Origin of the sequence: Cellulomonas sp. KRMCY2 (assembly GCF_000526515.1) — a bacterium.
Lineage (GTDB): Bacteria > Actinomycetota > Actinomycetes > Actinomycetales > Cellulomonadaceae > Actinotalea.
In genome coordinates this window covers 731,128-749,351 of the sequence record NZ_JAGF01000001.1, presented here as the reverse complement: position 1 = coordinate 749,351, position 18,224 = coordinate 731,128, and the positions used below count along the sequence as shown (strand labels likewise).

Below are 18,224 nucleotides of genomic sequence, written 5' to 3'. Positions count from 1 at the left end.
CCGGGAGCGTGCCGACGAAGGTCGGAGGTGGCTTCGGACGCGGTGGTGATGCCGCGCCCCTCGGTCGGAACAATGCTCACGGTTGCCTCGGGCGTGGGTGAGAAGCGACACTGCTGTCTCCTCAGACGCTAGGACTGCCAGGGGTCCCGAACCTGTGACTTTCGGCTCAGGCTGACCAGGCCGTGACCATCTGATGACTCAGGGGCCCAAGGTCCCCCAAGCCAATTGCGGTCTTGGCGCACCCTAAGGGGACGTGACGCCGGCAACGGGGCAGGCGTCCCGCGTAGAGAGGCGCATCGTGGCCAAGTACGTCTACGACTTCAGCGAGGGCAACAAGGACCAGAAGGATCTGCTCGGTGGCAAGGGGGCCAACCTCGCCGAGATGACCCGCCTGGGTCTTCCGGTTCCGCCCGGGTTCATCATCACGACCGAGGCGTGCCGTGAGTACATGACGAGCGGTGCGCTGCCGGCCGAGGTCCGGGTCGAGGTCACGATGGCCCTGCGGCGCCTCGAGGACGCCGTCGGCCGCTCGCTCGGCGACTTCCACGACCCGCTGCTCGTCTCCGTGCGCTCGGGTGCCAAGTTCTCCATGCCGGGCATGATGGACACGGTCCTGAACATCGGCCTCAACGACGCATCGGTGCAGGGTCTGGCCAAGTTCTCCGACGACGAGCGCTTCGCGTGGGACTCCTACCGCCGGCTCATCCAGATGTTCGGCAAGACGGTCCTGGACATCGACGGCGACAAGTTCGCCCACGCGCTCGACGCGATGAAGCACGTGCGGGGCGCGGCCGCCGACACCGACCTGAACGCGAAGGACCTCGAAGAGCTGGTCGAGCAGTTCAAGACGATCGTCCGTGACGAGACCGGTCGCGAGTTCCCGCAGCACCCGCGCGAGCAGCTCGACCTCGCGATCACCGCGGTGTTCAACTCCTGGAACACCGACCGGGCCCGCCTCTACCGCCGCCGCGAGCGCATCCCCAACGACCTGGGCACCGCGGTCAACGTGGTCACCATGGTGTTCGGCAACCTGGGCTCCGACTCGGGCACCGGCGTCTGCTTCACGCGTGACCCCTCGACCGGCATGACCGGCGACTACGGCGACTACCTGCCGAACGCCCAGGGCGAGGACGTCGTCGCGGGCATCCGCAACACCCTGAGCCTCGCGGACTTCGAGAAGCTCGACCCGACGTCCTTCGCGGACCTGCGGCAGGCCATGCGCCGGCTCGAGACGCACTACCGCGACCTGTGCGACATCGAGTTCACCGTCGAGCGCGGCAAGCTGTGGATGCTGCAGACCCGGGTCGGCAAGCGGACCGCCGCGGCAGCGTTCCGGATCGCGACGCAGCTCGTCGACGAGCACCTGATCACGCTCGACGAGGCGCTCGAGCGGGTCACCGGTGCCCAGCTCAGCAAGCTGATGTTCCCGCAGTTCGACAGCGAGGCGAAGCGCACCCTGCTCGCGACGGGCATGGCCGCGTCGCCGGGGGCCGCCGTCGGGCAGGTCGTGTTCGACTCGGTCACCGCGCAGGCGTGGGCCGCCGAGGGCAAGGCAGTCATCCTGGTGCGCCGCGAGACGAACCCCGACGACCTCGGCGGCATGATCGCCGCGGTCGGCGTGCTCACCTCGCGCGGTGGCAAGACGTCGCACGCCGCCGTCGTGGCCCGCGGGATGGGCACCACGTGCGTCGTCGGCGCCGAGAAGCTCGACGTCAACGTCAAGGCCAAGGAGATCAAGGTCGGCAAGCGGGTCATCGGCGAGGGTGAGGTCATCGCGATCGACGGGTCGACCGGCGACATCTTCCTCGGGGACGTCCCCGTGGTGCCGTCGCCCGTCGTGGAGTACCTCGAGGAGGGTCTCGAGGTCGCGCTCGCGCACGCCGCGGACGAGGACACCCGCGACCTGGTGGAGGCCGTGGACCGCATCCTGACCCACGCGGACGGCGTCCGCCGGCTGCGCGTGCACGCCAACGCCGACACCGCGGAGGACGCGCACCGGGCACGGATCTGGGGCGCCCAGGGCATCGGTCTGTGCCGCACCGAGCACATGTTCCTCGGCGAGCGCCGGGTGCTCATCGAGCGGCTGATCCTCGCCAACGAGGACGCGGAGCGAGAGGCCGCGCTCGCGGCGCTCCTGCCGCTGCAGCGTGCCGACTTCATCGACATCCTCGAGCAGATGGACGGGCTGCCGACCACCATCCGGCTGATCGACCCGCCGCTGCACGAGTTCCTGCCCGACCTCACGGAGATGTCGGTCAAGGTCGCGCTCGCGGCCGAGCGGGGCGAGACGGGTGCCGACGTCGAGCGGGACAAGGTGATGCTCGCCGCGGTGCAGCGCATGCACGAGGCCAACCCGATGCTCGGTCTGCGTGGCGTGCGTCTGGGCATCGTGGTGCCGGGCCTGTTCGCCCTGCAGATCCGGGCCGTCGCCGAGGCGGCAGCCCAGCGCCTGCGGGACGGCGGCAAGCCGCACGCGGAGATCATGATCCCGCTGGCTGCGTCGGTCATGGAGCTGCACCTGATCCGGGACGAGGCGGAGGAGATCCTCGCCGAGGTCTCGGCCGCCGAGGGCGTCGAGCTGCACATCCCGATCGGCGCGATGATCGAGCTGCCCAGGGCGGCCCTGACGGCCGACCGGATGGCAGGGGTCGCGGAGTTCTTCTCCTTCGGGACCAACGACCTGACGCAGACCACGTGGGGCTTCTCGCGGGACGACGTCGAGAGCGCCTTCTTCCCCGAGTACACCGAGCGCGGCGTGATCTCGGTGTCGCCGTTCGAGACGGTCGACCGCAGCGGCGTCGGCCGCCTGGTGCGGATCGCCGTCGAGGAGGGTCGGGCAGCGCGCCCCGACATCGTCCTCGGCGTGTGCGGGGAGCACGGTGGCGACCCGGAGTCGATCCACTTCTTCCACGAGGTGGGCCTCGACTACGTGTCCTGCTCGCCGTTCCGCGTCCCGGTCGCCCGGCTCGAGGCGGGTCGTGCGTCGGTCAGCGGGTTGGGGAGCGACACCCGCTGAGACCCGGCGGACGAGGTCGGCGGACGTGGCTCACCGGAGCGGTACGAACTGGTAGCCCTCGAACCGCGTCACGGTGACGCGGTCCGGACCCCGCTGGACCACTGACAGGCCACCGGCGACGGGCGCGACCATGCGCCCGTCGCCGGTGAGCTGTCCGACGAGCTCGGCGGGCACCTCCCGGGCCTCGGCCGAGACCAGGACCCGGTCGAACGGGGCAGCCTGCGGTGCGCCGAGGACACCGGGCGGCACCGGCTCGATGCTCGCCCATGGCTGGTCGGTCGCCGCGAGGTTGGCCTCCCCCCAGGAAGCGAGCTCGGGCTCGAGCTCGACGCCGAGCACCGTGCCCGTGGGCCCGACCAGGTGCGCGAGGAGCGCCGTCGTCCACCCCGACCCGGCACCGACGTCGAGCACCTTCGCCCCGCGGTGCACGTCGAGCAGCCGGAGCATCGTGGCGACGGTGCTCGGCTGGGAGCTCGTCTGGCCGTGCCCGATGACGATCGGCCGGTCCTCGTGCGCGTGGGCACGCTCACGGGCCGGCAGGAACAGCCGCCGCGGCAGGGCGTCGAACGCCTCGTCGACGCGGTCCCTGGGCGGCAGCGTCCGGCTCATCGTGACCGGCCGCCGTCCGCCAGGCCGCCGTCCGCCCGGCCGCAGCGCACCCGGATGCCGTCCGCTGACCATCGGGATACCGTCGGGACGTCCGCCGCGGCGCCTGCCGCGGTCCCGGACGAGCCGCCCACCTGGAGGTCCACCATGGCAACACGCTCAGCTCGCACCGCCTGGAACGGCACGCTCGCCGACGGCGGCGGCCAGGTCGAGCTGTCGAGCTCGAGGCTCGGCACCTTCGACGTGTCCTGGCCCAAGCGGGTCTCCCAGGACGCCGACGCCAGCACGAGCCCCGAGGAGCTCATCGCGGCCGCGCACTCGTCCTGCTTCGCGATGCAGCTGTCCGCCCTGATCGGTGAGGCGGGCGGTACGCCGCACAGCCTCGAGATCACCGCTGACGTGTCGTTCGGCCCGGACCCGGCAGGCGGGTTCCACCTGAGCGGGATCCTGCTCACGGTGCGCGCCGAGGTCGAGGGTCTCGACGCGGCCGGCTTCGCCGCGGCGGCCCAGTCGGCCAAGGAGACCTGCCCGGTGAGCAAGGCCCTGACCGGCGTGGCGATCTCCCTGGACGCCGCGCTCGTCTGACCCGGCTGCCGGCTGGCCCTGCACACACCGGTCTCCTCCCGGTTGCTGCCTCCAGGCTGGACCCGGTACCGGCCGTCCGCACGCCGGGGCAGAGGTCCGTACGCCGGGGCGCGGGTCCGCACACCGGGGCAGGCTTCCGCACGCCGGGGCGGACGTCCCGGTCGCTGCGGGGGTCCCGCGTGGCAGGATCGGGCCGTGTCGACTGCGATCTCAGACTCCCACGGCGCCGCTGCGCCCGGTGCGCCCGCCGCACCCGGCGGGACGACCGCGACGAAGGACCTCGTCCACCTGCTGAGAGCCGCCGTCTCGGGGGAGGTCGACCACACCTCGCGGCGCCGGGCCGAGTACACGACCGACGCGTCGAACTACCGCGTCGTGCCGCAGGTCGTGGTGTTCCCGCGGGACGTGGACGACGTGCTCGCGGTCGTCGAGGTCGCGCGGACCACCGGCACGCCGCTGACCATGCGCGGCGGCGGCACGTCGGTCGCCGGCAACGCCGTCGGCCCGGGCATCGTCGTGGACACCTCCAAGCACCTGCGCGGGATCGGCGTGATCGACCCGCAGGCCCGCACCGCCGTCGTCCAGCCCGGCGTGATCATGAGCGACCTGCAGTCCGCCGCGCGCCCGCACGGGCTCCGCTTCGGTCCGGACCCCTCGACGCAGAACCGGGCGACCCTCGGCGGGATGATCGGCAACAACGCGTGCGGACCGCACGCCGTCGCCTACGGCCGGACCGCCGACAACGTCGTGAGCCTCGACGTGGTCGACGGTCAGGGCCGCCGGTTCACCGCGAGCCGCGGCGCCGGGTCGCTCGACGCGGTGCCGGGGCTCGGGGCGCTCGTCGCGGCGAACCTGACCACGCTGCGCACCGACCTCGGTCGGTTCAGTCGCCAGGTCTCGGGCTACTCCCTCGAGCACCTGCTGCCCGAGCGGGACGGCGACCTCGCCAAGATGCTGGTCGGCACCGAGGGCACCCTCGTGACGGTCCTCGGGGCGACCGTCACCCTGGTGCCGATCGCCGACGCCGCCGTGCTGGTCGTCCTCGGCTACCCGGACATGCCCAGTGCCGCCGACGCCGTGCCTGCTCTGCTGACCCACTCCCCGCTGGCCGTCGAGGGCCTCGACGCCCGCCTGGTCGACGTCGTGCGCCGGCACCGCGGCGCGGCGCACGTCCCGGAGCTGCCGCCTGGTGCGGGCTGGCTGATGGTCGAGATGGGTGGCGACACCCGGGACCAGGCCCTGGAGCGCGCCCGCGCGATGGTCGAGGACTCGGGGACGACGGCTGCGCTCGTCGTGCCGCCCGGGCCGGAGGCCGCCTCGATGTGGCAGATCAGGGCCGACGGCGCGGGGCTGGCCGGGCGGACCCCCGACGGGTCGCAGGCCTGGCCCGGCTGGGAGGATGCCGCGGTGCCGCCCGCGCGGCTGGGTGCCTACCTGCGCGACTTCGAGGCCCTGATGGCCGAGCACGGTGTCGACGGGCTGCCCTACGGGCACTTCGGCGACGGGTGCGTGCACGTGCGGATCGGCATCCCGCTCGAGCGCGCGTCCGACGTCCCGGCCTTCCGGGCGTTCATGACGGCATCGGCCCACCTGGTCGCGGCGCACGGCGGCTCGCTGTCCGGCGAGCACGGTGACGGTCGGGCTCGCTCCGAGCTGCTCCCGATCATGTACTCGCCCGAGGTGATGGGCTTGTTCGGGGCGGTCAAGCACCTCTTCGACCCGGCCGACATCCTCAACCCCGGCGTGCTCGTCGAGCCCCGTCCGCTCGACGCGGACCTGCGCCGGCCGCACGCCCGCCCGCTCGGCCGGTCGTCCGGTTTCGCGTTCGAGCACGACGGCGGCGACGTCACGAGGGCCGCGCACCGGTGCGTCGGCGTGGGCAAGTGCCGCTCCGACTCCTCGGAGTCCGGCGGGTTCATGTGCCCGTCGTACCTCGCGACGCGCGACGAGAAGGACTCGACCCGCGGACGTTCGCGGGTGCTCCAGGAGATGGCCAACGGCACGCTCGTCACCGGCGGCTGGCGGGCGCCGGAGGTCCGCGAGGTCCTCGACCTGTGCCTGAGCTGCAAGGCCTGCTCGAGCGACTGCCCGGCCGGCGTCGACATGGCCCAGCTCAAGGCCGAGGTCCTGCACCGCGCGTACCGGGGCCGCCTGCGCCCGATGAACCACTACGCGCTGGGCTGGCTGCCGCGCTGGACCCGGCTGGTCACGGCCCTGCACCTGCCGAGGCTCGCCAACGCGGCTCTCGGCTTCCGCCCGCTGGGCAAGCTCGTGCTGCGGATCGGCGGCATGGACACCCGCCGCTCGATCCCGTCGTTCGCCACGACGTCCTTCCGGTCCTGGTGGGCGCACCAGGGTGCGAACGTGTCGATGCACAGCACCGAGGGTGTCGGGGAGGCCATGTCGGCCGGTTCGCACCCCACCGGCCACACGGATCCGGTACGCCGGGTGGTCCTCTGGACGGACTCCTTCAGCGACGCCTTCGACCCCGACGTCCCGCGCGCGATGATCCAGGTGCTGCAGGCCGCCGGCTACGAGGTGATCGTCCCCGACGAGGACGCCTGCTGCGGTCTGACCTGGATCAGCACCGGCCAGCTCGACGGCGCGCGCACGCGGTTGACCGCCCTGCTGGGCGTCCTGGGCCCGTACGCCGTGAACGGCATCCCGATCATCGGGGTCGAGCCGTCCTGCACGGCGGTGCTGCGCTCGGACCTGCTCGACCTGGTCCCGGACGACCCGCGTGCGGTCGCGGTCGCCAACGAGACCCGCACGCTCGCCGAGCTGCTCACGGCACCGATGCCGCTCGGACCGGACGGGTGGACGCCGCCGAGCCTCGACGGGGTGACGGTCGTGGCCCAGCCGCACTGCCACCAGCACTCGGTGATGGGCTACGAGGCCGATCTCGCCCTCCTGGAGCAGGCTGGGGCGCACGTGACGCTCCTGGCCGGGTGCTGCGGGCTGGCCGGCAACTTCGGGATGGAGAAGGGCCACTACGAGGTGTCCGTCGCCGTCGCCGAGCACGCGTTGCTCCCGGCGCTGCGCGACGCCGCGCCCGGGACGGTCTTCCTCGCGGACGGGTTCTCCTGCCGGACCCAGGCCGACCAGCTCGCCGGTGAGCAGGGCACCCACCTCGCCCAGCTGCTCGCTGCGAGGCTCGGCTGACCCGCTGCGCGGCTCGGCTGACCGTGGATACGGGCCGGGGTACATTTTTCCACCGAACGGGTCATACCGGGCAGGACCCTGACCCCCTAGGCTCGGCGTGTCCACGGTTGATGGCGATTGATGGCGATGCAGAGCGCGTTGGGAAGAACCATGCCTATGTTCCAGGCCGACGAAGCACGATCGGTTGCTGTGCACCCGCCCGACCCTGACCGCACACCGTTCGGCGGTGAGACGTCGGGCATGGTCGCCGACCACCTCGACACCCTGCTCGGTGAGCACCTCCTGCCGCTGCGGATCCGCCACGGCAACGAGGACGAGCCGTACCTGCTCGCCGTCGACGCCTCCGGCCAGCCCGTGGTCGTCGAGGTCGTGGCGCTGCTGGACGAGGTCGCTGTGCTGCGCGCGCTGCGGTACGCGGGCCGAGCCGCCCGGCTCAGCACGCAGGCCCTCGCCAGCGCGTACCAGGGCGGTCCGGACCGTTTCGCGTCCCACCTCGCGGCCTTCCGGGAGACCGTGCCGGCGACCTCGCTGCTGTCCACCACGGTGCGCGGAGGTTCGCGCCTGCTCCTGGTGTGCTCCGGGATCGACGAGGGGATGGACGACGTCGTCGAGTTCCTGCTGCAGCCGGCCTGGCAGGTCGAGGTGCTCCAGGTCGGTGTCAGCTCCGGAGCCGACGGATCCCGGATCGTCGACGTCTCACCGCTGACCAGGACGCCGCCCCCGCGACGGGCGATGGAACCGACGTCACTGCGCCTGGTCCGCTCGTCCGACGTCCCCGGTGCGCCGCCGACCCCACCGCACGGGACGCCGGGCCGGCTGACCCCTCCGGGCGGCTCCCCGACGCCCCTGTTCTCGTCCGCGCGCACGATGCCCCTGATGTCCGCGGCCGGCGCCCGCCCGGTCGGCGGCGCCGCACCCCTGCGGACGTCGGCGCTGCATCGTGACCTCACCGGGCAGCGCGCGTCGGACGACGCCGACGCGACCCGCCGGATGCCCGCCATCACGCCGCCGCCGTTCGCCGTCCGGTTCGGGACGCCTCCCGCTCAGGACCCCCCGCGCGCCCGGCCGGTTGACGAGCAGGACGACGAGCAGGTCGGCCGGCCCGACGACGCGCACCAGGTCGTGTGGTCCCTCGAGCCGACCGATCGACCGGCACCGGGCCTCCCGTACGCGTTCACCGGCGTCCCCCCGAGCGACCAGGCCGTCCCGGACCCGCTCCTGGTCGTCCTGGCCGGCAAGCTCGGCGCGACGACCGTCCTGGTGTGGCACCGGCAGCGCAGCGGTGAGTTCTACGAGGCCCTGCTGCACCTGGACGGGTTCATCGAGCTGCCGGACGGTTCCCGGCACACCCACCCCGACCTCGCGGCCGAGGCGGCGTGCGGCGCCGAGGTGCCGGTCGACGGCTGGCAGGTCTGGCGCCTCGACACGCCGACCGGACCGACGCTGGCCGAGGTCTGCACCTGGTGAGCCGGGGTCTGCACCTGGTGGGGCCGGCTGGTCAGCCCCAGCCGTAGGCCGCCGTCCAGCGGGTGACCTCGGCGTAGAAGTGCTCCCGCACCGGTGCGGGGGACAGGGTCAGGTCGTGCAGCCCGCCCTCGATCCGGACGACTGTCACGACCGGGCCGAGGAGAACGGCCCGCCGGGCCAGCAGGTCGACGTCGAGCACGGTGTCCGCCTCCAGCATCGCGGCGCGCCAGCGCGGGGCGATCACGCTGCGCGCCGAGGCCGCCATCAGGATCGGCATCGGCAGGTTCATGCCCCGGGCGACGTGGGCGTGCCCGACGAGGACCGCCCGCAGCCAGCCCGGCCGGATCGGGAAGTACGGCGTCGGCCGCCACGCGGTGTCGTACTCCCACTCGCCGCCCTGGCCGGCCAGGATCGTCCGGGTGTAGAAGCCCGGGTCGATCGTGATCATCGGGTTCTTCGGCTGGACCGCCGCGAGCCGCTGGACGACCGGTGTGCTCAAGGTCCGCATCACCGAGGAGCCGGTGAGCTCGAGCCACGGGCTGTTGAGCACCAGGGCGGACACCTCGTCCGGTCGGCGCTCGGCCCACAGCACCCCGATCAGACCGCCCGTGGAGTGGCCCATCACCATGATCCGTGCGCGCTGGCCGAGGTCGCGCCGGATCAGGGCGACCGCAGCATCGAGCTCCTCGTCGTAGGTCGCCAGGTCGTCGATGTAGTTCGGGGTCTGGTGCGGGCGCAGGCTGCGACCGTACTTGCGCAGGTCGAGCGCGTAGAAGGCGGCGCCCTGGGCATGCCAGTACCGGGCGAGGCCGGTCTGGAAGAAGTAGTCGTTCCAGCCGTGCACGTAGAGCACGGCGCGCGCCGGCCGTACGGGTTCGTCGGACGGCGGGCGGAGCCGGACGAGGGTCGCGACGACCTGGCCCTCGTCGTCGTCGGCCAGGTCGACCGTCCGGGCCTGGAAGTCGGGACCGAGGACGTCGGTCTGCCACGCCGGCTTGGCTCCCATGCGTGCGCGGACCCGCGTCAGACCGTGACGACGATCTTGCCGAAGTGCTCTCCGGTGAGCATCCTGGCGACGGCGTCCGCAGCATGCCGCAGCGGGTAGGCCCGGTCGATCACCGGACGCACCCCGCTGCGTGCCAGGAACCGGAGCAGCGCCACGAGATCCTCCTTCGAGCCCATCGTCGCGCCCACCACCGACAGCTCGGTGAAGAACATCCGGGTCAGGTCCGCACCGGGCTGGTCCCCGCTGGTCGCACCGGCCACGACGACGGTGCCGCCCGGGCGCAGCGAGCGGATCGAGTGCGCCCAGGTGGCCGCGCCGACGGTCTCCAGGACGGCGTCGACCCGGAACGGCAGCCGGGTGCCGGGCTCGACCGCGAGGGCCGCGCCGAGGGCGACGGCCCGTTCGCGCTTGGCCTCGTCACGGCTCGTGACGACGACCTCGAGGCCGGTCGCGGCACCGAGCAGCACGGCCGCGGTCGCCACGCCACCGCTCGCGCCCTGGACGAGGACCCGGTCGCCGGGTCGCAGCCTCGCCGTGGTGAAGAGCATCCGATAGGCGGTGAGCCACGCGGTGGGCACGCAGGCCGCCGCCTCGAAGGACAGCTCGGCCGGCTTGGGCACCAGGTTCCAGGTGGGTACGGCGACCTGCTCGGCGAGGGTGCCCTGGTACCGCTCGGAGAGCAGCGAGCGACCCTCGTCGGGCCCGACGCCGTGACCGGTGGCCCCGACCACCGAGTGCAGGACGACCGCGGTGCCGTCGGCGGTGACGCCGGCGCCGTCGGTGCCGAGGATCATCGGCAGCCGCTCGGCCGACAGGCCGACGCCGCGCAGCGACCACAGGTCGTGGTGGTTGAGGCTCGCGGCCCGCACGTCGACGACGGACCAGTCCGGGCGTCCGTCGGGAGCCCGGGCCGCGGGCCGCTGACCGACCTCGAGGGCCGCGAGCGGATGGTCGGGGTCCGTCCGGGCGGCGTAGGCGGCGAGCATGGGACCAACCTAGGCCGCGCCGATCGGTCAGAGCAGCGGAAGCACCGTACCGAGGTCGGGCAGCGAGTCGGAGGCGTACGTCGGCTGCAGCGCGGCGGCGAGGGCGTCGACGGTCAGCGGGACGCGGCCGCAGGCGAGCCGGACCCAGGCGATCGGGTCGACGATCTCGAGGTTCCAGCCGCCGCGGTCGACGGCGATCTCGAGCAGGGCGTCGGCGACGAGGGCCAGCGCCTCGGGCAGCACCGGTCCCGGGCCGTCGCGGTGGGTGGAACGGGCGAGGTCGTCGGCGTGCACGACGAGCTCGATGAGCCGCGACAGGACCATCTCCGAGAGCAGGATGGGCCCGCGCCGAGCCTGGACCACGGGGTCCGGGCCGAGGTCGCGCAGCACCGCGAGCTGCGCCAGGGCGGCCTCGACCCTCCGGTCGACCGCCGGGAGCGGGTCGTCGCGGATCTCGGCCGCCAGCTCGCGGGTGGTCGCAGCGATCTCGACCGCGCGCTCGGGGTAGCTGCCCACGTACTCGCCGAGGGTCAGCGGAACGGTCCCCGGGGCGCTCGGTCGGGCATGGGTCAGCGCGTCCATGGCCCGGCCGAGGTGCGCGACGAGATCCTCGACGGTCCAGCCACCCAGCACGCTCGGCAGCTCGCGGGCGTCCTCCTCGAGCCCGTGCACCCAGGGGCGCAGGCGCAGCCACTGCGCGCGCAGCACGTCCTCGATCCGGCCCAGCTCGGTCGCGCTCTGCGCTCCACCCATGGGCCCACCCTAGGTAGCGGCAGGGGACGGCCGTCGGTCAGGCCAGGAAGTCCCGGACCATGGTGCCGACCTGGTCGGACTCGATCAGGAAGCCGTCGTGCCCGAAGTCGGACCGCACCAGGTGCACGCCGTCGGCGCCGGGGAGCCCCGCGGCGAGCTCCGCCGACTGGGCCGGCAGGTAGAGCCGGTCGCTGTCCACGGCGATCACCAGGGCGCGACCGGGGATCGTGGCCAGGGCAGCCTGGACCCCGCCGCGACCGCGCCCGATGTCGTGGGAGAGGATCGAGTCGGTCAGCACGAGGTAGGAGTTGGCGTCGAAGCGCCGTGCGAGCTTGCCGGCGTGGTGGTCGAGGTAGGACTGCACGGCGAAGCGGCCGCCGCCACCGAGGGGCTCCTCGTCGACCTGCGGCGCACGGCCGAAGCGTTCGTCGAGCTCGATCGCGCTGCGGTAGGTCGTGTGCGCGATCTGCCGGGCGACGCCGAGCCCGACGTGCGGGCCCTGACCGTCGCCGACGTCGTAGTAGTCGCCGCCGCGCCAGGCGGCGTCACCCCGGATGGCAGCGAGCTGCGCGTGCGCCCAGGCGATCTGGTCGCCCGTGGTGCGTGCGGTGGTGGCGATCGGCGCGAGGCCGCGGACCCGGGCCGGGGCGATCGCGCCCCACTCGAGCACGCGCATCCCGCCCATCGACGCCCCGATGACCAGGGCCCAGCTCTGCACACCGATCGCGTCGGTCAGCGCCAGCTCGGCGCGGACCTGGTCCCGGATGGTGACGTAGGGGAAGCGGCCGCCCCACGGTCGACCGTCCGGCGCGGTGGACGACGGGCCGGTGCTGCCCTGACAGCCGCCGAGCACGTTGGGCGCCACCACGAAGAAGCGGTCGGTGTCGATCGGACGCCCGGTGCCGACCAGGGAGTCCCACCAGCCGGCCGTCGGGTGCCCCGGGCCGGCCGGACCGGTCACGTGCGAGTCGCCGGTCAGGGCGTGCAGCACCAGGACGGCGTTGTCGCCGCTCGGCGACAGCGTGCCCCAGGTCTCGTAGGCGATGCGGACCCGGGGGAGCGAACCCCCCACCTCGAGATCGAGCGGGCCGATGTCGCAGAACTGCCGGCGACCGACGGGGTCGCCCTCCCGCCAGGCAGCGCTCGCGGGCACCGGGGTGCCTGCGGTCGCCCAGGCCGGACCCGGTGCGGACGGGGACGTCCGAGGGCCCGCGCCCGGTGGCACGCCGGGGCGCGCTGCCGGGTCGTTCTCGTCGGTCTGCACGATGTGCAAACCTACGGCCCCGGTGCGTGCGTGTCCCGACATGTCCACGTCCAGGCGGGAGGGCGTCGGCATCACACGGCCTTGGCCGCGCGGAAGCCGGCGTCCAGGTCGGCCAGGATGTCGTCGATGTGCTCGATCCCGACCGACAGGCGCACCAGCCCGGGCGTGATCCCGGACAGCAGCTGCTCCTCGGGCGTGAGCTGGCTGTGGGTGGTCGAGGCCGGGTGGATGACCAGGGACCGGACGTCGCCGATGTTCGCGACGTTCGAGTGCAGCTCGAGCGCGTCGACGAACGCCTTGCCGGCCTCCGCGCCGCCCTCGATCTCGAACGCCACGATGGCACCCGGCCCGCGCGGGGCGTACTTCTGGGCGTTGGCGTACCAGCGGCTCGACGGGAGACCCGCGTAGTGCACCGTGGTGACGTCCTCGCGCGCCTCGAGCCACGCGGCGACGGTCTGCGCGTTCGCCACGTGCCGCTCGACCCGCAGCGACAGCGTCTCGATGCCCTGCGCGATGAGGAACGCGTTGAACGGGGAGATGGCCGATCCGAGGTCGCGCAGCAGCTGGACGCGCGCCTTGAGGATGAACGACAGGTTGACCCCGAAGAGCCCGCCGACGCCCAGGTCGCGGGCGTAGACCAGGCCGTTGTAGCTCGGGTCGGGGGTGTTGTAGTTCGGGAAGCGCTCCGGGTACTTGGCGTAGTCGAAGGTGCCGGCGTCCACGATCACGCCGCCGATCGCCGTGCCGTGCCCACCGAGGTACTTCGTCGCCGAGTGCACGACGATGTCCGCGCCGAACTCGATCGGGCGGATCAGGTACGGCGTGGCCACCGTGTTGTCGACGACGAGCGGGACCCCGACCTCGTGCGCGACGGCGGCCACGGCCTCGATGTCGAGGATGTCCGCCTGCGGGTTGGGGATGGTCTCGCCGAAGAACAGCTTGGTGTTGGGCTGCACGGCGTCCCGCCAGGACTGCGGGTCGTGCGGGTCGGTGACGAAGGTCGTGGTGATGCCGAGCTTCGGCAGCGTGTAGTGCAGCAGGTTGTAGGTGCCGCCGTACAGGCTCGGGCTCGCGACGATGTGGTCGCCCGCCTCGGCGATGTTGAGGAAGGCGAAGGTCTCGGCGGCCTGGCCGGAGGACAGCAGGAGGGCGCCGACCCCGCCCTCGAGCGAGGCGATGCGGTCCTCGACGGCCTGCTGGGTCGGGTTGCCGATCCGGGTGTAGATCGGGCCCAGGTCCTGCAGGGCGAAGCGGGCGCCGGCGGTGGCGGCGTCGGGGAAGACGAAGGACGTGGTCTGGTAGATCGGCAGCGCCCGGGCGCCGGTCGTCGGGTCGGGGCTCTGGCCGGCGTGGATCTGGCGGGTCTCGAAGGACCAGTTCTCGTTGCTCATGGCGGACTCCTCTGGGGGTGCCGCGGATCGACCATTGCCAGCGCACTGACCCTGGCCGGCCCGCGAGGGACTGGGGACAGGTGTGCACGGAGGGTTCGGTGCCGCAGCGGTAGCCAGGGTCAGCGCCGCGAGGGCGAGACGGTCCTACCGGTCAGTGGGCACACCACCGAACGTGCTCGGGTCAGCGGCACATTCGGCAGGTCATGGCAGGAGCGTACGGCCGGCCGTCCCCATGGCGATACGACGGTCTTGCGATGTGAGACAGCGTGCTGACCCGGCACGCCATCCGCATCCTCAAGGCGGCCGCCCCGGGTGTCGATGCGAGGGGTGCGAGGGCGCAGGCTGTGATTCGTGTGACCTCTGTGACTCATGTGACGTGAGTGAACAGTGGTGCGTGTGTTCCCTTTTGATGCTGGAGTGAGTACGGTCGGGCCAGGACCGAGCAGCCTGCCGGCCCAGGACGTGTCGCCGCCTCAGGGCCGGTGCGCGCCGGTGAGCAAGGAGAGGACGACGGTGACCGCACGGCGAGCTGGACGTCGGCGTTGCTCGGCGGTCGTCGTGCTCGCCCTCGTGGGGGCGATGGCGACGTCAACCGCCTCGTATGCCGAGCCGGATGTCACGGACGACGACGTGCGCGCCGCCCAGGCGGCAGTGCGCGGCACGGCATCCGAGGTCGCCGCGATCGAGCTGGAGCTGGCGGCCCAGTCGGCAACCCTCGACACCGCATGGGGTGCCGTGGCGGCGGCCGCCGAGGACTACGCCCAGGCGACGGTCACCAGGGACGCCGCCGCGCTCGAGGCGGCCGATGCAGCGGAGCGGGAGGCATCGGCGGCAGAGGCGGTCGAGGCGGCTCGGTCCGAGCTCGGCGCCATCGCGATGCAGGCCTACCGTTCCGGCGGATCGATGGACGGCCTCGGCGCGATGCTCTCGGCGGACGGGTTCGAGGACCTCGTCGACCGCACCGACGCCATGGACCGCCTCGGCTCGCAGGCCGAACGCCTCGTCCAGCAGTTCGAGGCGGCCGACCTGGTCGCCTCGACGATGGGCCGCCGGGCCGACGAGGCAGCGCAGACCGCGGCGACCACCGCCGAGGCTGCCGAGGGTGCCCTCGCCGACGCCGAGGCCCTCCAGGCGCAGGCCGAGGCGAAGGTCGCCCAGATCGCACGCGAGCGCGAGCAGCTGATCAGCCGGCTCGCCGAGTACCGCCAGACCTCGATCGAGGTCGAGCGGGCCCGCCAGGCGACCCTCGAGGCCGAGCGGACGGCACGCGCCGAGGCCGCGGCCGCAGCCGAGGCCGGCGTGACGACCACCGGGCCGTCGCCCACTGTGCCGCCCGATGTGCCACCCGCGACGACGCCCGTGACACCACCGACCACCCCGGTGACGGCCGACCCGCCTGCGACGACCCCGCCTGCGGCCGACCCGCCGCCCGCGCCCACGACGCCCACGGCCGTCCAGGCGACGCCGGCACCGCCCGCGTCCCCCGACCGGTACGGCCTCGGGACGGGGTCCCAGCGTGGCTCGGCCGCGCAGGGTGATGCGGCCGTCGCGTGGGCCGTGCAGCAGGTCGGCAAGGCCTATGCGCTCGGTGCCACCGGACCGGACAGCTTCGACTGCTCGGGTCTGACGTCGCAGGCATGGAAGGCCGCCGGCGTGGGCATCAACCGCACCTCACGCGACCAGTACCGCCAGGTCCTCAAGATCACCTATGCCGAGATGCGCCCCGGCGACCTGATCTTCTACGGCAGCGTCGGCACGGACCCGGGCAGCATCACGCACGTCGCGATGTTCGTCGGGAACGGTCAGATGGTCGAGGCGCCGCGGCCGGACGTCGCCGTGCGTGTGACGTCGATCCGGTGGTCGGGCACGATGCCGTTCGCCGGTCGGCCCTGACGCCTCGCCCGGCGCCCGGTGACCGATGACTCAGTGCTTGTCGTAGTAGCCGGTGTCGATCGCGCGCTGGCGTGACGTCTGGATCTCGGTCTCGGCGGCGACCCGGTCGACCCAGTGGGCGCCCTCGACGGACTTGCCGGGCTCGAGGTCCTTGTAGACCTCGAAGAAGTGCTGGATCTCCAGGCGGTGGAACTCGCTGACGTCGTCGATGTCCTGGCGCCAGGAGGCTCGCTGGTCGCCGGTCGGCACGCACAGCACCTTGTCGTCGCCGCCGGCCTCGTCGCGCATGCGGAACATGCCGAGCGCCCGGCAGCGGATCAGGCACCCGGGGAAGGTCGGCTCCTCGAGCAGGACGAGCGCGTCGAGCGGGTCGCCGTCCTCGCCGAGGGTGCCCTCGATGAAGCCGTAGTCGTCGGGGTAGCGGGTCGAGGTGAAGAGCATGCGGTCCAGGCGGATGCGCCCGGACGCGTGGTCGACCTCGTACTTGTTGCGCTGCCCCTTGGGGATCTCGATCGTGACGTCGAACTCCACAGCTCTCCCTTGGCCGGTCGGCGGCATTCCGCGCGGGACTGTGACTAGTGTGACGCACCGGCGGCCCACCCGGAGCCGACGACGTCATCCGGCTTCCGCGTCGAGGCCGGCGGCAACGGCGAAAGAGGACCGATGGGCAGGCGCAGCAGGGCGGGTCGATTCGTCGGCGTCCTCGTGACGACCCTCCTGCTCGGAGCCGGCGGGTACGTCGCCGCGGACGCGTACGACCTGGCGCCCGGCATCCTGACGCTCGAGCCCGAACCCGCGCCGCCCAGCCCGTTCCCCAGTGCCCCCGGTGCGGTCGCGGCACCGTCGGTGGCCCCTGCGGTCGCCGAGGCCGACCCGGCTGCGCCCGTGCCTGCACCGGAGGTGATCGCGGCCGCGGCGTCGGCCCTCGTCGCCGACCCGCGGATGGGTGGGTCGACCGGCGTCGTCGTCGCCGACGTCCTGACCGGCGAGGTCCTGGCCGACGTCGACGGCGCGCGCGCCCGGGTGCCGGCGTCGACCGCCAAGCTGATCACAGCGCTCGCCGCGGTCACGGCCCTCGGCCTCGACCGGACCCTGCCGACCGTCGTGGTCCAGCCGGTGCCCGGCGAGATCGTGCTCGTCGGTGGCGGGGACATGATGCTCGCGGCCGGCGCCGGCCGGCCGGACGCGGTCAACGGGCGTGCGGGCCTCGCCGACCTCGCGGTCGCGACGGGCCGGGAGCTGCGTCTGGCGGGGACGAACGAGGTGCGCCTCGGCCTGGACGACACCCTGTTCTCCGGCCCCGGCCTGCACCCGGGCTGGAAGCCGAGCGACATCGGAGCGGGCTACGTCGCCGCCGTCGCACCGCTCGCCGTGAACGTCGCCAAGACCGCTGACGAGCCCTACCCGCCCCGGTTCGGCGACCCGGCCATGAACGCGGCGCAGACCTTCGCCGCGCTGCTCGTCGAGCAGGGCGTCGTGGTGACGGGCAGCCCGGTGCGGGTGGCCGCGCCGGCCGGGGCGCTCGAGCTCGCGCGGGTCGAGTCGGCGCCGGTCCAGGAGATCGTCCGGTACGCGGTGCACACCTCCGACAACACGATCACCGAGGTGCTCGGCCGGCTCGTCGCGATCGAGCGAGGCCTGCCCGGCAGCTTCCAGGGCGCGGCGTCGGCAGTGCTCGCCGAGGTCGCCACCCAGGGCGCCACCACCACGGGCGCGACGCTCGCCGACTGCAGCGGCCTGGCATCGGGGTCGGCGCTGCCCGCCGCGCTGCTGGTGGACCTGCTCCTGATGGCGACCGACCCGGCGCACGTCGATCTCCTCCCGGTGGTCACCGACCTGCCGATCGGCGGCTGGCAGGGCACCCTCGCGGACCGCTACCTGAGCGAGCCCGCCCGCGGTCTGGTGCGCGCGAAGACCGGCAGCCTGCCGGGGGTGACCTCGCTCGCAGGGACCGTGCTGACCCAGGACGGTCGCCAGCTCGTCTTCGCCGTGCTGGCCGACGCCACGCCGGCCGGGGGCCAGCTCGGACCGCGAGCCGCGATCGACGAGTTCGTCCAGGGTCTCGCCGGGTGCGGCTGCCAAGTACCGTGAGGCG

General features: G+C 73.2%; 13 protein-coding genes. 6 read left to right on the top strand and 7 right to left on the bottom strand.

Features of this window, described 5'->3' with window-relative positions:
- Nucleotides 1-298: 298 nt before the first annotated feature.
- Nucleotides 299-3,016 (top strand): pyruvate, phosphate dikinase, encoded by a 2,718-nt coding sequence (ppdK, locus tag K415_RS0103700; protein WP_024285761.1) that lies wholly within the window; start codon nt 299-301, stop codon nt 3,014-3,016.
- 30 nt (nt 3,017-3,046) lie between these two features.
- Here the strand turns inward: ppdK and K415_RS0103695 are convergent, their stop codons facing one another.
- Nucleotides 3,047-3,625: a protein-L-isoaspartate O-methyltransferase gene (locus K415_RS0103695; RefSeq protein WP_024285760.1), complete on the bottom strand. Its 579-nt coding sequence runs from the start codon at nt 3,623-3,625 to the stop codon at nt 3,047-3,049.
- A 144-nt stretch (nt 3,626-3,769) separates the two neighbouring features.
- Between K415_RS0103695 and K415_RS0103690 the strand changes: the two genes are divergently transcribed.
- From K415_RS0103690 to K415_RS0103680, 3 genes are all read left to right on the top strand, one after another.
- Complete coding sequence (locus tag K415_RS0103690) at nt 3,770-4,207, top strand: OsmC family peroxiredoxin (protein ID WP_024285759.1); 438 nt, start codon at nt 3,770-3,772, stop codon at nt 4,205-4,207.
- Nucleotides 4,208-4,402: 195 nt separating this feature from the next.
- Nucleotides 4,403-7,369: an FAD-binding and (Fe-S)-binding domain-containing protein gene (locus K415_RS0103685; RefSeq protein WP_024285758.1), complete on the top strand. Its 2,967-nt coding sequence runs from the start codon at nt 4,403-4,405 to the stop codon at nt 7,367-7,369.
- A gap of 150 nt (nt 7,370-7,519) precedes the next feature.
- Nucleotides 7,520-8,836, top strand: coding sequence for a hypothetical protein (locus K415_RS0103680; RefSeq protein ID WP_155859348.1), 1,317 nt, complete (start codon nt 7,520-7,522; stop codon nt 8,834-8,836).
- Nucleotides 8,837-8,867: 31 nt separating this feature from the next.
- Here K415_RS0103680 and K415_RS0103675 read toward each other — a convergent pair whose 3' ends face one another.
- The 5 genes from K415_RS0103675 to K415_RS0103655 form a co-directional block, all read right to left on the bottom strand.
- A complete protein-coding gene (locus tag K415_RS0103675; RefSeq protein WP_024285756.1) occupies nt 8,868-9,842 on the bottom strand; it encodes an alpha/beta hydrolase in 975 nt (324 codons plus the stop codon).
- Between the two features lie 17 nt (nt 9,843-9,859).
- The gene (locus K415_RS0103670) at nt 9,860-10,828 is read right to left on the bottom strand and encodes a quinone oxidoreductase (RefSeq protein ID WP_024285755.1); all 969 of its coding nucleotides are present in this window, start codon (nt 10,826-10,828) and stop codon (nt 9,860-9,862) included.
- A gap of 27 nt (nt 10,829-10,855) precedes the next feature.
- A complete protein-coding gene (locus K415_RS0103665) occupies nt 10,856-11,581 on the bottom strand; it encodes a maleylpyruvate isomerase N-terminal domain-containing protein (RefSeq protein WP_024285754.1) in 726 nt (241 codons plus the stop codon).
- A 37-nt stretch (nt 11,582-11,618) separates the two neighbouring features.
- Entirely contained in the window at nt 11,619-12,845 is a 1,227-nt protein-coding gene (locus tag K415_RS0103660; RefSeq protein ID WP_369795174.1) for a homoserine O-acetyltransferase, read from the bottom strand.
- 71 nt (nt 12,846-12,916) lie between these two features.
- Nucleotides 12,917-14,236: a bifunctional o-acetylhomoserine/o-acetylserine sulfhydrylase gene (locus K415_RS0103655; RefSeq protein WP_024285752.1), complete on the bottom strand. Its 1,320-nt coding sequence runs from the start codon at nt 14,234-14,236 to the stop codon at nt 12,917-12,919.
- A 513-nt stretch (nt 14,237-14,749) separates the two neighbouring features.
- Between K415_RS0103655 and K415_RS0103650 the strand changes: the two genes are divergently transcribed.
- Nucleotides 14,750-16,129 (top strand): NlpC/P60 family protein, encoded by a 1,380-nt coding sequence (locus tag K415_RS0103650; RefSeq protein WP_155859347.1) that lies wholly within the window; start codon nt 14,750-14,752, stop codon nt 16,127-16,129.
- Between the two features lie 30 nt (nt 16,130-16,159).
- Here the strand turns inward: K415_RS0103650 and K415_RS0103645 are convergent, their stop codons facing one another.
- Nucleotides 16,160-16,660: an inorganic diphosphatase gene (locus tag K415_RS0103645; RefSeq protein ID WP_024285750.1), complete on the bottom strand. Its 501-nt coding sequence runs from the start codon at nt 16,658-16,660 to the stop codon at nt 16,160-16,162.
- A gap of 132 nt (nt 16,661-16,792) precedes the next feature.
- Between K415_RS0103645 and dacB the strand changes: the two genes are divergently transcribed.
- Nucleotides 16,793-18,220 carry a D-alanyl-D-alanine carboxypeptidase/D-alanyl-D-alanine-endopeptidase gene (gene dacB / locus K415_RS0103640; protein WP_024285749.1) on the top strand — a complete coding sequence of 476 codons (1,428 nt, stop codon included), beginning with the start codon at nt 16,793-16,795 and terminating at the stop codon, nt 18,218-18,220.
- Nucleotides 18,221-18,224 lie beyond the last annotated feature (4 nt).